At 33.9% G+C, this 14,095-nt stretch carries 15 protein-coding genes; 6 read left to right on the plus strand and 9 right to left on the minus strand.

Going from position 1 to position 14,095, the window contains the following annotated elements; genetic code table 11:
- Positions 1–54: 54 nt before the first annotated feature.
- Complete coding sequence (locus BW936_RS10515) at positions 55–441, plus strand: hypothetical protein (RefSeq protein ID WP_076548342.1); 387 nt, start codon at positions 55–57, stop codon at positions 439–441.
- A gap of 93 nt (positions 442–534) precedes the next feature.
- Here the strand turns inward: BW936_RS10515 and BW936_RS10520 are convergent, their stop codons facing one another.
- On the minus strand, positions 535–2,088 hold the full coding sequence (locus BW936_RS10520) for a DEAD/DEAH box helicase (RefSeq protein ID WP_076548343.1): 1,554 nt from the start codon (positions 2,086–2,088) through the stop codon (positions 535–537).
- Positions 2,089–2,208: 120 nt separating this feature from the next.
- Between BW936_RS10520 and BW936_RS10525 the strand changes: the two genes are divergently transcribed.
- Positions 2,209–2,793 (plus strand): pseudouridine synthase, encoded by a 585-nt coding sequence (locus BW936_RS10525; RefSeq protein WP_143744101.1) that lies wholly within the window; start codon positions 2,209–2,211, stop codon positions 2,791–2,793.
- Here the strand turns inward: BW936_RS10525 and BW936_RS10530 are convergent.
- Both BW936_RS10530 and BW936_RS10535 read right to left on the minus strand, forming a co-directional pair.
- Positions 2,774–3,712 carry an EamA family transporter gene (locus tag BW936_RS10530; RefSeq protein ID WP_394333583.1) on the minus strand — a complete coding sequence of 313 codons (939 nt, stop codon included), beginning with the start codon at positions 3,710–3,712 and terminating at the stop codon, positions 2,774–2,776. The genes BW936_RS10525 and BW936_RS10530 overlap by 20 nt on opposite strands.
- 23 nt (positions 3,713–3,735) lie before the next feature.
- On the minus strand, positions 3,736–4,194 hold the full coding sequence (locus BW936_RS10535; protein ID WP_027067021.1) for a cold-shock protein: 459 nt from the start codon (positions 4,192–4,194) through the stop codon (positions 3,736–3,738).
- Positions 4,195–5,471: 1,277 nt separating this feature from the next.
- On the opposite strand from BW936_RS10535, the gene BW936_RS10540 reads away from it, so the two are divergent.
- Positions 5,472–6,089, plus strand: coding sequence for a GntR family transcriptional regulator (locus BW936_RS10540; RefSeq protein ID WP_244156212.1), 618 nt, complete (start codon positions 5,472–5,474; stop codon positions 6,087–6,089).
- A gap of 3 nt (positions 6,090–6,092) precedes the next feature.
- Here the strand turns inward: BW936_RS10540 and BW936_RS10545 are convergent, their stop codons facing one another.
- A complete protein-coding gene (locus tag BW936_RS10545) occupies positions 6,093–6,692 on the minus strand; it encodes a hypothetical protein (RefSeq protein ID WP_076548347.1) in 600 nt (199 codons plus the stop codon).
- A gap of 2 nt (positions 6,693–6,694) precedes the next feature.
- A complete protein-coding gene (locus tag BW936_RS10550) occupies positions 6,695–7,183 on the minus strand; it encodes an RNA polymerase sigma factor (protein WP_076548348.1) in 489 nt (162 codons plus the stop codon).
- 146 nt (positions 7,184–7,329) lie between these two features.
- Here BW936_RS10550 and BW936_RS19730 point away from each other — a divergent pair, with 146 nt between their 5' ends.
- On the plus strand, positions 7,330–7,476 hold the full coding sequence (locus BW936_RS19730) for a hypothetical protein (protein ID WP_167368350.1): 147 nt from the start codon (positions 7,330–7,332) through the stop codon (positions 7,474–7,476).
- On the opposite strand, the gene BW936_RS10555 is transcribed toward BW936_RS19730, so the two are convergent.
- The 3 genes from BW936_RS10555 to BW936_RS10565 are packed head-to-tail and all read right to left on the minus strand — an operon-like array spanning position 7,477 to position 10,203.
- Entirely contained in the window at positions 7,477–8,568 is a 1,092-nt protein-coding gene (locus BW936_RS10555) for an amidohydrolase family protein (RefSeq protein ID WP_076548349.1), read from the minus strand. It abuts the gene before it with no gap.
- 1 nt (position 8,569) lies between these two features.
- Positions 8,570–9,196, minus strand: a complete 627-nt coding sequence (locus BW936_RS10560) for a nucleotidyltransferase family protein (protein WP_084182045.1) — start codon at positions 9,194–9,196, stop codon at positions 8,570–8,572.
- 2 nt (positions 9,197–9,198) lie between these two features.
- Positions 9,199–10,203 carry an XdhC family protein gene (locus tag BW936_RS10565; protein WP_076548350.1) on the minus strand — a complete coding sequence of 335 codons (1,005 nt, stop codon included), beginning with the start codon at positions 10,201–10,203 and terminating at the stop codon, positions 9,199–9,201.
- Between the two features lie 210 nt (positions 10,204–10,413).
- Here BW936_RS10565 and BW936_RS10570 point away from each other — a divergent pair, with 210 nt between their 5' ends.
- Together BW936_RS10570 and BW936_RS10575 are read left to right on the plus strand one after the other, a co-directional pair.
- Positions 10,414–11,505, plus strand: a complete 1,092-nt coding sequence (locus BW936_RS10570; RefSeq protein ID WP_076548411.1) for a vWA domain-containing protein — start codon at positions 10,414–10,416, stop codon at positions 11,503–11,505.
- A 205-nt stretch (positions 11,506–11,710) separates the two neighbouring features.
- Positions 11,711–12,541 (plus strand): OmpA/MotB family protein, encoded by an 831-nt coding sequence (locus BW936_RS10575; RefSeq protein ID WP_076548351.1) that lies wholly within the window; start codon positions 11,711–11,713, stop codon positions 12,539–12,541.
- A 74-nt stretch (positions 12,542–12,615) separates the two neighbouring features.
- Here the strand turns inward: BW936_RS10575 and BW936_RS10580 are convergent, their stop codons facing one another.
- Positions 12,616–14,079 carry a M14 family metallopeptidase gene (locus tag BW936_RS10580; RefSeq protein ID WP_076548412.1) on the minus strand — a complete coding sequence of 488 codons (1,464 nt, stop codon included), beginning with the start codon at positions 14,077–14,079 and terminating at the stop codon, positions 12,616–12,618.
- Positions 14,080–14,095: the final 16 nt, after the last annotated feature.

Genomic DNA, 14,095 nt, shown 5'->3' on the forward strand with positions numbered 1-14,095 from the left:
AACAATAATTATTAATCTATCCATTAGAGCAAAAGCTCATTAAATTTTAAACACATGAAAAAAGTATTATCAATTTTAGTTATCGTATTAGCATTCTCATTTAACGCAAATGCTCAAGATAAAATGATGAACCAACCAGTTAAAAAAATTGCCCTAGAGCAAACAACTGGTGAGTTTACCCAAAAGTCTATTACCGTTAGTGAAGGAACTTATGTTTTTGACGTTGCTAACAATAATGTAGGTAAAGATGTTGGTTTGGTATTGGTGAAAAAAGGGAAAGACGCCTCTAAACCAGAAAATCACATTCAGACGGCATATGTAACGGCAGCAGTAAAGAATAACACTGTAGGTCATTCTAAAGCAACAAAATTGGAAAAAGGAGAGTATGTATATTTCTGTCCTTTAAATCCTACTCCACAGTATAGTCTTATTGTAAAATAAGTACTAAATGGTTAAAATGAAAAGGGCTGTTCTTAAATGAACAGCCCTTTTGTATTTTATGTTATCTGATAAAACAAAAACAGTATATAGAACTTAATCTTCTGGCGGATGACCGTGAATATCTTCAAATACGGTATCGAAATTCTCGCGTAAGTAAGCATTTAATTTCTTTTGATAATCATCTTTTAACCAGCTTAAAAAATTGTAGGTACTCTTACTTATACATTTACCATAAACATGAATACGATTATCAATATCTTCTTTTAGAAGTTTTGCTAGTGCTATAGCATCATATACGTCCTCACTATTTTCTATACACATGTACGCATGCTGTGCAATAGAGCGTTCCAGAACAACCTTAGAAGATTCCCCGGCAAAGGTTGCCGTTTTATAGGTTTCCTTGATATCGAAATAGGTTTCTTTAGAATTTTTAAAAGCTGCCTTTACCTCTTCTGAAAGGTCTAATTTAAAGTCACTTTCAATATCTTCATCATCACGAATACGATCCATGTAGAAATTAGGAGACTTAAAAATAGCTCCCCAATCTAAATCTGCACCCCAAGGCCCAAATCGATATAGGTTGTTACCTAAATCAATTACTGTAAATTTAGATTTATTATTCAAAACCCTTGATCCTCTACCGATCATTTGATAGTAAAGTGTTAGCGATTTTGTTGCTCTATTAAGAATAATAGTATCAATAGTTGGTTCATCAAAACCAGTGGTTAAGATACTTACCGATGTTAAAATGGCATCAGGTGTTTCTTTAAACCATTTTAAGGTATGTTTACGTTGTTTTTTGGTAGCGGTATTATCTAAATGTCTAATATTTAAACCAGCAGCTTCAAAAGTATGATACACTTGAATAGATGTTTCAATACCATTATTAAAAATTAAGGTCTTTTTTCCTTTAGAATGTTTAGTGTAAGCTTCTAGAAGCTTGTTTAACATTGCCGGACTCGTGTATAAATCAGCAGATGATTTTACGGTATAATCACCGTTAGACCCTATTTCAAGGGATGTTAGCCCCATATCGTACTGAAAAACTTCAGCCCTGGCTAAGAAATCATTGGCAATTAGGTTTTCTATGGTTTCTCCTGGTATAAGCTCATCATAGTTTTTGTTCATTGGCAAGTCCTTGTTAGAACTTAACGGAGTAGCCGTTACACCAAGAACAAAAGAATTTTCAAAGAACTTAAAAAGCTTGGTAAATGAGTTATAATGTGCTTCATCAATAATTACCAGGCCAACATCGGATATATCCAATTGGTCATCGTTCAACCTATTATTTAAGGTTTCTACCATGGCTACATAGCAACTGTAACGCTCATGATCATCAAGATTTGCCTTACTATTGACTACTTTGTTTACAACACCAAAACTAGTAAGCATCGATGAAGTTTGGTTACAAAGTTCAATACGGTGCGTCATAACCAAAACCTTCTTGTTATGATTTTTTAAATACTGCCGTACCATTTCGGAAAAAATCACTGTTTTACCACCACCGGTCGGTAATTGGTATAGCAGGTGATAATCATCTCGTTCTGAATCGAACTTGTCAAAAATTTGTTGAATTGCTCCTTGTTGATAGCTATAAAGTTCCTTTTCGGTCTTTCTATCTTGTAATTCAAAAACTGTCTCTTGCATAAAATCTTCTCTGGAGTGTACAAAGGTAACATTCTCTCCATTACATTACTAATTCATGGGTTAAAAAGGGTATCTTTTGCGACTATTTGTAACCTAAATTAATTGTAATCGTATAAAATTTTGGAACAATTCCATTTTCAAGTGTATAAACCGGTGGGTATGCTAAGTCAGATGACATCAGGTGAAGACCGTCAACTTCGTAAAAAGCGATTTTTAAGTGAATTGTTACATTTTACGGAAGGAATAATGCCTGTAGGTAGATTAGATGAAAAATCTGAAGGATTATTATTAATGACTACGGATGGTAAATTAAGTGATACCATTAATAGTTCAGGGATAGAAAAGGAGTATTTAGCACAACTAGATGGTTTAATAACTGCTGATGCTATTAAAGAGCTGGCAAAAGGAGTAACTATAGGTTTGTTTGGGAAGAAATATACCACCAAATCATGTGTTATTCTACTTCTCAATGAACCCCCGGTCCTGCCTCAAGCAGATACAACCTTAAGAATAGGTAGGCATAGACCTACCTCTTGGGTCCGTGTTATAATAAAGGAGGGGAAATTTCGTCAAATACGTAAAATGACAGCGGCAGTCGGTTTTCCAACGGTTCGTTTAGTACGTATAAGAATTGGTAATATTGAATTAGGGCAAATGAAACCTAAAGAAGTGTTACCGGTAAAAATTAATCTTTCACCTTCCTAGGAATGCGTTTGCCTGAAAACCGAGAAAGTATGGTAAGACTCTTTTTTGAGTTGATAAAATATACTCCGGTCAGTAATACCACAGATGCAATGGCAGATTGTAGGGTAATGTTTTCATCTAAAAAATACCATCCTAAGAGCATGGCTACTATTGGATTTACATAGGTAGATGTAGCAACCTTTTCTGGTGAAACTATGCGCAACAAGTAATTGAATGCCGTAAATGTAATTATACTACCAAACGTAATTAAAAGGGACATTGACCAAATAACGGGGGTACTCCAATGAATTGGTGATATCCATTGTTCTCCAAATAAGGTACTCATAACTAATAATGATAATCCGCTAGTTAGCATTTGATAACCGGTATTTACAAAGAAGTTCTTGGGTAGATCTGCTTTACCAACAAACAAACTACCATAAGACCAACTTGTCATACAGACAAAGATAAGGACCATACCGAACAATGCTCCTTCTTGGGCAATGATCTGTTTTTGACCTACTAGTAGAAGAATACCGGTAATTCCCAGAATAACGCCTACTATAGACATTGGTTGTATTTTTTTACCTTGTAGTACACGCATCATTAGCAAGACCACTAATGGTTGTGCAGAAACCTCTAAGGCTGCAAAACCGCTATCAACATACTTTAATGCCCAGACAACCACTCCATTTCCAAAGGTTAGAAAAAGAAAACCTGCTAGTATACTATTCTTAAATTGTTGCTTGGTAACTTTAAGAGAATAGCCTAATATTCTTGAAATAATAAAAATTAAGCTACCGGCAGTTAAAAAACGAATACCTGCCAACATAAAGGCAGGTAATTCCGTAACTGCAATTTTATTCCATAAATAGGTAGATCCCCAAATGAAATAAATGGCAAAAAATGACACTACTACCAGAACGGTGTTACGTTGCATTTTTACCATAAAAAAAATTAAAACTAAATCTTCTTAACACGAACGGCGTTCATACCCTTCATGCCTTTTTCCAACTCGTATGAAACTTTGTCGTTTTCCATAATTTCATCAATTAGGCCACTAACATGAACAAAGTATTTTTCATTGTTTTCAGCGTCAATAATGAAACCAAAACCTTTAGTAGTATCAAAGAAAGAAACTTTACCGTTTCTTACCGGATCAAATTCTTCAACATCACCTTCTTCTTTTTTAGGAATTCCTAAAACGATATCTTCTGCTTCAATTTCTACTTTCATTGCTGGATCAGGTGGAGTGTCTACCAAGTTTCCATTGAAATCTACATAAGCAAGTGGAATACCTGAAGTACCACTTTCTTTTGCAGCTGCTTTACGAGCAAGCATTTTTTTCTTTTTTTCTTCACGCTTTTTTAAGCGTTTTTTTTCTTTTTCAGTTTTATTAAATGTTTGTTGCGATTTTGCCATTCGTAATTTTAATGATAATAATAGATTTTGCAATAAAGGAATTGAAATACGTGGTGACGTGTATAACAAACGGTATGTTTTTTGAGTAAACTATAATCCCATTCGTTGTAAGGCCATTGCAAGAATCATCTGCATCCCTCTAAAGTTCTACAAAGATATGATTTGTATTCCAATTATTTAGCATTTATAGGGTTCAAACTAGCAAACTTTTAAGAGATGTGATTAAAATTTTTAAATAGCATCCTATTACGCAGTCTATTTTAGAGTTTCCTCTACCCTACAAACGCCTTAAAATTAAATAAACAATTAAATATTGTTAAAATTAACTTTCCTATTAATAATGTAAAACACTTTAAATCAGATTATTAACTGTAATTTTGCGATTTAAATTGTTAAAAAATAGTACCTTTTTATGCATAGTACTGTAACAAATTACAATATGCGTCGTCTAGTAAGTATAACAAAAATATTAATCATCAATTTAAAAACAATCATCATGAGAACTTTTATCAGAAACACACCAACGGAAACAAGAAGAAACACATTCTTTTCCAGTTTTAAAAACAGTAAAAGAGTGCAATGGGTATCCTCAAGAAATCACACCCATTAATCATTCATCAATCATAAATCTATTCATCAATCCTACGGTTAATCACCGTTTAAAAAACAAACATCATGAGAACTTTTATCAGAAACACACCAACGGAAACAAGAAGAAACACGTTCTTTTCCAGTTTTAAAAATAGTAAAAGAGTGCAATGGGTATCCTCAAGAAATCACACTCATTAGTCATTCATCAATCACAAATCTATTCATCAATCCTACGGTTAATCACCGTTTAAAAAACAAACGTCATGAGAACTTTTATCAGAAACACACCAACGGAAACAAGAAGAAACACGTTCTTTTCAAGCTTTAAAAACAGTAAGAGAGTACAATGGGTATCCTCAAGAAATCACACTCATTAGTCATTTATCAATTAAAAAACCATTCATCAACCCTACGGTTAATCACCGTTTAAAAAACAAACGTCATGAAAAAATTTCAAAAAGTATTACCTAGAACTTCAACCAAACTTAATTTATGGAATGCCATAAAAGACAAACAGAGAAAACTACTTTCAGTTGAAAGACACCTAGCCTATTAAATTCTAAAAAGATATGAATTCAATACTCGTATCTTTTTTCATGTCCAATTGTTTTACCTCATATATGAAAACAATTCTAATATCGTTATAATCGTATACGATATATTATATTTGAAGTATGCCGGTTAAAATGAACTTAAGAGATCAAGTACGGGAGTATCTGTTATCAGAAATGACAACAGGCAACCTTAAAACCGGCAAGACCATCAATTTAGCAGCGCTTGCACGGCATTTAAAGGTTAGTGTTACTCCAATTAGAGAGGCATTAACCCAATTACAGCAATCGCATATTATAAAAGCGGTACCCAATAGAGGTTTTATAATTGCAGAATTGGATGTAAAAGAGGCTGAAGACTTGTATGAGCTTGTGGCTAATTTAGAGGTTATGGCTATTGAAAACTCTGAGTTTACCCAAGAACATATTTTACAACTGAAAGAACAGCAAGAGGTCTTTGAAAATGCCACTGATGCACTTTCCAGAATACAGGCCGACCTAGAATTTCATCGATTATTGACCAAAAATTACAAAAATGATCTGGCACTGAAAATTCTACATGATTTAAAGACACGTATTTTCTTTTATGAGCGTGCCTTTACAAATGATGACTCTTTCTATAACAAATCTGATAATCAGCATGAATCTATTATTTCTGCAATTGCAGATGATAATGTACCTACGGCTTCCCTCCTACTAAAAATGAATTGGATGTTGATTTTAAATTACATTCAAAAGAAACTTACAGAGTAAATACTACTCTAAATCTTGCAATAGTTCCTGCGCAGATCGGGTTACTTTTAAATAACCGTTATACGCCCATTTACAGAAAAATACCATAGCAACCATGGTAATGGCAAATAGTACATATTGCTCTGTTTTTAAACTGGTAAGGAATACATTTTTATTAGAAATAATTTTCGAAGTAACGGGTACTATAAAGAATAGTCCCATAAAACCAATAGCAATGCCAACTTGTTGCAATTTTAAAAGCCTATTCTTCGTCTTTAAGTAGTGTTTTAAATTATCTTTATACGAGCCGTTTAAAATATCAATATTCTTTATTCTTTTTAAAGTGGTAAGTACCATTGCAGGTAAGACAATTAAAAATGACAGGGTAAGTACACCGCATACTTGTAAATACCATGTATCTAATTTACCAAAGTTGAGTAATACAAAGAGGGCAATAGCGAAACAGACAAAGGCACCTATAGTTTCGTATTTGGTAATAGTGGTGAATGTATTCTGATATTTCTGCTTTGTCATATCTAATATAATTTTATTAGTTAATTTTTTTTGATGATTTAATTCATTGCTTAGTTGCGTCCAGGCGGATTGTAATTCTTCTAGTTCCATGATTAATGTTTTGTCATGTTAGTTTTTAATTTCTTTTTTATACGAGATATTTTAGTGCCCACATTGCTATTACTTAGTCCGGTAATTTGCGCTATCTCTTTATAACTTTTACCTTCCAATAAGAGAAAAATGAGTCCTTTTTCTAAGGTGTTTAAATGTTTTAAGTGCAGATACAGCAGTTTTAACCGTTCTTCAAAAACATCGTCTTTGTAATCAGATTGATTAATGAATACATCTGCCACGGGAACAGAATCTGGTCTTCTCTTTTTCTTTTTAATGAAAGTTATAGCCGTGTTCATAGCAACACGATACATCCATGTGGTAATTTTGGCATCGTTCCGAAACGAATCAAAATATTTCCAAAGCTGGTAGACCACTTCTTGAAAGAGGTCTTCTTGATCTTCTTTATTATAGGTGTAAATAGAGGTCACCTTATATAATAGTGCTTGATGTTCTCGTATTAAATCAGTAAAGACATCTTTTTTATGCATGTATAAAAACGTATTTCCCCATTAGTATGATTCTAATTTCTTTTGTCACACTTTAATGTAAATTCTTTTTTAAATTAGGGTAAAAACATCCTAACTCATACAACATGAGGTATATATATTCGTTTTATTAAGAAATAAATAAAATTATGCAGTTCTTAAATCCGGAAATTGAAGCATTGACAAAAAGAAAAGCCACAAGAAGCTTGGTTAAAAAAGAAATTTCATGTGGTATTTTCCAAGATGTGAATGATATTCCTGTTGTAGAAGAAACTGTTGTACTAAAAAAAGTATAACTACTCTTTAAATAATGAGGCGTCTAAACCAGGAATAAGGTGTAGTGCGTTTTTATAGTATAGTTTTTTCAACACATCATCAGGTAAGTTCAATCCGTACATGGACCAAAATGCATGGTATTTCTTGTAATATGGAAAATACTCGTCATTACTTTCCAGTACTCTAAAATATGTAGGAAATTCTTCAGGTTTCCAGCTATCCTTGCCGAACAACACCCTGTCTTGGTATTTTATAAAAAAGGCTCTTGCATGCTGTGGCTGCCTTCCTAGTTCAGCAATAACCGCAGATATGCCAACATTCATATTGGGCATTGCATCTAACAACTCCCCCAATTTCTCAAGATTATTGGCATGCCAGCCCATGTGAGCATTTATGAATTTTGTATTCGGATGTTTTTTAAACACGTTGTGCTGCTCCTTAATAATTTGCTCAAAAGGCGCCGGATCTGTTGCCGTACGTTTTCTTCTTGGGTGTGTTTTTAGTTCTAGCCAACGTTCATTGTTGGCATTCATTTCATCCCAGAAGGACTTAGGGTCTGCCGCATGAATTAACACAGGTACTCCCATTTCTGCACACTTTGCCCAAATAGCATCTAAACGGGGATCATCTATGGCCAAGCGCTTACCATCTGCATCTATGTTTCTTAAACCAAGACTTTTAAAAATCTTTAAACCTTTAGCTCCGTTCTTTATGTCTTGTTCTAATTGAGCAGCAGCTTGTTCTCCCCATTCCATATCTTTTGCACCTTCAAAATCTACATTGGCGAAGACCACAAATCTATTAGGATAACTTTTATTAATGTTAGCTATTTTCTCCTTTAAGCTAGTCCCGGATCTGCCACTTAAATTCACCATAATAGCTTCGTTCATGGCATCCATATGAGTAATTAAACCGTTTAAAGCTTCTACGGACATGTCTCTTTGGTGACTATGTATATCAATAAAAGGAAACTTTGCTTTTGTGATTTCTGCCCCAGGTACAACTAAAGTGGATGTTGGATTGTATTCTTCAAACCCCATTTCTTGTGCATTCATTGAAGGTACTGCAAGAGAAATAAAAAGGGTACATACTATAAATTTTAGATTCTTCATATTAAGCTTTGGTATCTGAATTTGTTTTATTGATGAGTTCTTCGTATTCCTCTTTGGTATCTATATCAATATTTTGATGTGCAACTTCAAAAGAAATGATAGCATGCTTTTTATGGTTCAAAAGCTTTTTTGCTCCGTAATCACCTTCTAAATTAGATAAATCATCAAACAGCAATTTAGGAAACAATGCGGGTACGCCTACCTTTTTGCCATAGTTTGTTGCAATAATTTTAGACGGATGCTGGTAGAATTCTTCCATTAAAGAATTAAGGTATGTATAATGAAGTAAAGGTTGGTCCGCAAGGCAAATTAAAATTCCGTCCACCTCTGCTTTTCCCTTAAGAACAGTATTAACTCCGTATGCAATACTATTCCCTAGTCCCTTTGTCCAATTAGGGTTTATTGCAATACCGATATCCTTATCATTCAAATTGCACTCAGATATTATAATTTCGGCGTTTGAACCTAGTATAACATGGGTAGCTGTCGCATTACTTTGCTCAACGGTTTTTATAGTTTCTAATAAGAAGTTTGAATCTTTCCATGGCATTAATTGCTTAATGCCGTTCATACGACTAGAAGCTCCAGCAGCCATTATAAGCACAGCAATATGTAATTCTTTCTTCAATTCTAAATCGTATTCAATTTATCTTTTAACTTCAAAGGTGTCGTCTTTCTAATAATTGTTAAAACTTCTGCTAAAATAGATATCGCAATTTCTTGCGGAGTTTCTGCGCCTATATTCAATCCTGCAGGACCGTGAATGTTTTCAATAAAGTCTACATCAATATCCATATCATGTTCTAGTAATTCAGATAATAATTTCTCCCTTCTTTTTATAGGTCCTAAAATACCTAAGTATGCCGGGTTACTATTTTTCAACCTCATTAAATACTTTAAGTCCTTTACATAACTATGTGTCATTAAGAGAAGGGCAGTATAATTGTCTATGGCTTTCACAGGAAAATCTTCTGGCTCAAAATTCAATAATGCATCTATACCCGGAAAATCTGTAATGCTCTTATTTTCCTGTGGGGTTACGGCAACGTTTACTTCCCACCCCATACTCAATCCAAAATGAGCCAATTGAACGGCATCATGCTCACCTCCTATTAATAAAAGCCGTTGGCAAGGTTGCATGGTCTGCGTGAAAAGCAACCCTGTAGACTGTTCTTTGGTGTGGGTATTGAAAGTGTAAGAAGTTGAGTTTAGGTTTATAAACGTACCAAATTCCTTAAACACCCCATATTCCTTTTTATATGTTGTGCTGAGATCAAAAGATTGACGATGCTCAATGACAAAATTAAAATCATTTATAAGTGCTTCATCTGGTGAAAAGTACTCTAATAATATATAAAGAACACCTTCACAACCTAGTCTAAATCTACCATCATAAGTCATTAATTTAGACATTTCATTCTTAAATACAGATTGTGCCTGAAATAAAACTTCTTTCTCTACACAACCACCACTGACCGCACCGATCATTACGTCATCTTCACGAATAAGCATACGAACACCAGGTTTGCGATATGAAGATCCGTCTAAATCGACCACGGTTGCCAGAACGCATTTTATATTTGCCAGCTGAGCAACACTATACTCTTTAATAATCTTCTTGAATTCGTGCGTCATTAATAACCAGTTTTACGACTTCTAATGTAGTGAAATTAAGACTAATATTTATAAAGTTTATTAGACCTTAGCGCTAACAAACTAAGGTATTTTGACAATTTTAGATACTTGGTACAATTCTATTTAACAATCTTTAACATTAATTTTTTTATTCGCCATAATTTAAATAAACTTTGACCGTTCTGCTAGTTGAACCTATAATTAATGAATATGAAAAAAATTTGGAAGTCTTTTAGAGTGTTATTTATTTTAGCACTACTTGTTTCTTGTGGTAATGCTGATGACGATGTTAATTTGGACCTAAATACAGGTGACGGACTAGGAAAAGGTACGGTGGTTGATGATTGTTTAGGACTGGAAGAAGGAGAACTTGTTTTATCTATACAGGATCAATATACAACCTTGCCCGGTAAAGTATCTGTATTTTTTAGAGTGTCTGATACTAGCGGAAATCCTGTACCAGGTTTAACAGCAAATCAGTTTACCATTTATGAACAAGGTAGAAACGATGATTGTTTTAATACCATATCTACATCAGAATCTTCTGCACGTATATCACCGAACTCGCAGATTTTTTCTAACAATACCTTATTGGTGTTAGATTTAAGTAATAGTGTACTAAGCAGTAGCCTTGAGGAATTGAAATTGGCATCTACTAGTTTTATTGATGCTGTTATGCCATCAACTTCATCTGAAGCTGTAAAAATGGCTATTTATTGGTTTGATGGTGAGGATGAATTACATTTATTAAATGATTTAACCTCTTCAAGAGTTGAATTAAAAGATGCGGTAGAAGGTATAACCGATGATATCAGCAATGATCCTTCTACAGATTTATATGGTGCCGTAATAAAGTCAACAGATATTGCGTCTGATTTAGTGAAGGTATCTACTGCAGACGGTAAAATTGGTGCAGCATCCATAGTACTATTTACTGATGGTACAGATCAGGCCTCTCGTTTTAGAGAAGAAGATGCACTAAAAAAGGTAGATGAGGCAAATGCTAACATATCATTTTTTAGTATTGGTCTAGGAGCAGAAATAGACACAGAAGTTTTAACTGCAATAGGTAAAACAGCTAGTGTATTTGCTACCAACAAGGATGAGTTGGAAAGAACCTTTAGAGACATCTCGGAAAAAGTATCGGAAAGAGCAAATAGCTTTTACTTATTTGAATACTGTAGTCCTAAAAGAGATGGTAGCGGTGAAAATAATTTAGCTATTGAAATTAATACAGGTTCTAGACATGGAGCAGTACAAACCAAGTTTAGTGCCAACGGATTTACTGGTGGTTGCCAATAAGTAATTCATCAACAAATTAAAAAAGAAGCATGAAAATGCTTCTTTTTTTTTACCTAAAAATGCTGTAAACAACCTATTGATAATCATTTTGTTGTGCTATATATTGGCTGAATCAGGGAAATTGCTCAAACTATTTGAACATCCGTTTCTCGTTTTGTCCCGTATATAAAACCGATTAGAATATTATAAATTTAAAGAGAACAAAATGAAAAGATTATCCTTAGTTACTATAGTATCGGTAGCCCTTTTGACTTCATGTGTATCTAAAAAGAAATACGTTGCATTAGAAGGAAACCTATCTCAAACGCAGAGTACCTTACAAAAGACTCAAATTGAAAAAGAAGAGCTACAAGCTCAAATGGCTAAAATTGAAGCTCGTGTGGAGGAGTACAATTCTAAGATCAACTCCTTAAAAGAATTGAACGATAGCCAGCTAAATAGCGTTGACGATGTTACCGTTATGAGTAACAATACCAAAGCTAAGATGAGAAATACATTGAAAAATGTTGATCCGGCTAAATTAGCCGGTGCAAAAACCTTACAAGATTCAATGAACTTAGCGGTTTCTTATAAATTGAAGCAATCAATTTCTGACGAAAGTGAAGACATTGATGTAAGCATTGATAAAACTGTAGTGATGATCAATATCTCTGATGAGTTATTATTTAACACGGCTAGCTACAGGGTAAGCAGCAAGGCAGATAAAATTTTAAAAAAACTGGCTGATGTTATCAAATCGGAGCCAAGTATGGAAGTTATGGTTGAAGGCCATACAGATTCTAGAACAATTAACACGCCAACAGTTACCGATAATTGGGACCTTAGCGTAAAACGTGCTACTTCAATAGTACGTAAGCTACAAAAAGAATATGATGTTGATCCTTCTCAATTAATTGCTTCAGGAAGAAGTAGCTACTTACCTTTAGTAGAAAATGATACTAAAGATCATATGGCAATGAACAGAAGAACAAAAATTATCATCTTACCTAATCTAGATAAGTTCTTTGCACTTTTAGATGCAGAAGATACTATGTAAGGATTACAACAGTTCTATATACATAAAAAGGGAAGCAATTGCTTCCCTTTTTTTATGCTTTAGATTTAAACCTACTACCTGAAAATCATTGCATTTGGAACTTGAATGTCAGATTTTTCTAAATCTACCAAAAACCCGTTAATGACTGCATATGCTATAACTCCGTCTTTTTCTAAAAAGAATGTAGGGTTGATTCCTGGCATTAAATTCAACTCGGGAATTGTAAATTTTGTTCCAATCAAGTGTACAGGAAAAGGGGAATTAATATTTTTTGCAGGAAATGATGATAAACGCAAATAACCATAACTTTGCTTTAATATATCATTAAAGTTCAATGCCTCAACCTCACTGAAATTATGTAATGTCGTTGGATATACTTTTGCCTTCTTTATGGTATAACCGGTGGCATCTAAAGTTTCATACCCATAATAGGTAGAAAGATCTCCCTGATCTAAAATCCTACTACTGTACCAAAAAGAATTGTGGTCTGGATAATCTACTTCAATCTGGTTGATACCCAAATCAATAGTATACGTACTACCCATAAGTTCATAGTTTGCACCTACAATCTTTAGATCAAACAGTTTTCTATCGTTCTCCGGAATTTTCTCGTATTCTTCAATACCGATCGATTCATAAGATTTTTGAGCGATGGTATATATGGCGGATAAAATAGAAGTATAATTTAGTTTTCTGATTTCTTGCTTTTCAATATCCTCAGGAAATCCGCCCGATTCAATTAAAATGGTACTAGTTCCCCATTTCTGAATATTATCACCAAAAGCTCTTGGCTCAAAATCATCATTATATCTACCAACTTGACCTGGGGCATATTTTTGTAGAATATCATTCATGAACACAATGATTTTCATGGCATTACCACGAGTTTCATTGATGTCTTTCTCATAATTATACGCAGGAGCCAAGTATGAAATAGTGGCTGGTTTGTCGGTACGCTCCGCATTGTAATAAGTGCTTTGATCGTGAAGATTGAATCCGAAATCGGCATCTAGACTATCCCTAACTCTTTTCAACGTTTGAGATTCTGGAGACTGTAAGCGCAAGGCATCTCTATTAATATCTATTCCCAATAAATTTCTACGTTGGTAAAGCTCCGCTCCATCAGGATTTAGCATGGGCAAAAAATGAACTGTAAGATTGGCAAGAATAGCTTCTTTTTCTTTTTTGAAATCTGTGCTATCGAAGAAATTAAGGATATCAAAAATTGCCTGCGTTGCCGTTGGTTCATCGCCATGCATTTGAGACCAAAGAAAAACATTGGTTTCGCCAGTACCAATACTGATCAAGCTTAAATCTTTACCGCCAATAGATTTACCAACGGTATTTACTTTAAATTTATCATTAGCAGAAAGTGTATTTATAAGTGGTTGTATATCTTCTCTTTTAATACGTCGTTTACCAATAGTACTTTCTTTGTAGTTCTCGTAAGTGTCGTATAATTGAGTTGTAATATTATCTGATTGCCCTATAGCAGAAAATGCGCATAAGCTAAGTATAGAGAGTAGTATTCTTTTCATTATTTTAATTTTATTT

The organism is Maribacter ulvicola (genome assembly GCF_900155985.1).
GTDB lineage: Bacteria > Bacteroidota > Bacteroidia > Flavobacteriales > Flavobacteriaceae > Maribacter > Maribacter ulvicola.

What these genes read in the sequence shown, in the direction of transcription:
- BW936_RS10515 (WP_076548342.1), top strand. Translation starts at nt 55, where the DNA reads ATGAAAAAAGTATTATCAATTTTAGTTATCGTATTAGCATTCTCATTT.
- BW936_RS10520 (WP_076548343.1), bottom strand. Translation starts at nt 2,088, where the DNA reads ATGCAAGAGACAGTTTTTGAATTACAAGATAGAAAGACCGAAAAGGAA.
- BW936_RS10530 (WP_394333583.1), bottom strand. Translation starts at nt 3,712, where the DNA reads ATGCAACGTAACACCGTTCTGGTAGTAGTGTCATTTTTTGCCATTTAT.
- BW936_RS10535 (WP_027067021.1), bottom strand. Translation starts at nt 4,194, where the DNA reads ATGGCAAAATCGCAACAAACATTTAATAAAACTGAAAAAGAAAAAAAA.
- BW936_RS10540 (WP_244156212.1), top strand. Translation starts at nt 5,472, where the DNA reads ATGAACTTAAGAGATCAAGTACGGGAGTATCTGTTATCAGAAATGACA.
- BW936_RS10545 (WP_076548347.1), bottom strand. Translation starts at nt 6,692, where the DNA reads ATGGAACTAGAAGAATTACAATCCGCCTGGACGCAACTAAGCAATGAA.
- BW936_RS10550 (WP_076548348.1), bottom strand. Translation starts at nt 7,183, where the DNA reads ATGCATAAAAAAGATGTCTTTACTGATTTAATACGAGAACATCAAGCA.
- BW936_RS19730 (WP_167368350.1), top strand. Translation starts at nt 7,330, where the DNA reads ATGCAGTTCTTAAATCCGGAAATTGAAGCATTGACAAAAAGAAAAGCC.
- BW936_RS10555 (WP_076548349.1), bottom strand. Translation starts at nt 8,568, where the DNA reads ATGAAGAATCTAAAATTTATAGTATGTACCCTTTTTATTTCTCTTGCA.
- BW936_RS10565 (WP_076548350.1), bottom strand. Translation starts at nt 10,203, where the DNA reads ATGACGCACGAATTCAAGAAGATTATTAAAGAGTATAGTGTTGCTCAG.
- BW936_RS10570 (WP_076548411.1), top strand. Translation starts at nt 10,414, where the DNA reads ATGAAAAAAATTTGGAAGTCTTTTAGAGTGTTATTTATTTTAGCACTA.
- BW936_RS10575 (WP_076548351.1), top strand. Translation starts at nt 11,711, where the DNA reads ATGAAAAGATTATCCTTAGTTACTATAGTATCGGTAGCCCTTTTGACT.
- BW936_RS10580 (WP_076548412.1), bottom strand. Translation starts at nt 14,079, where the DNA reads ATGAAAAGAATACTACTCTCTATACTTAGCTTATGCGCATTTTCTGCT.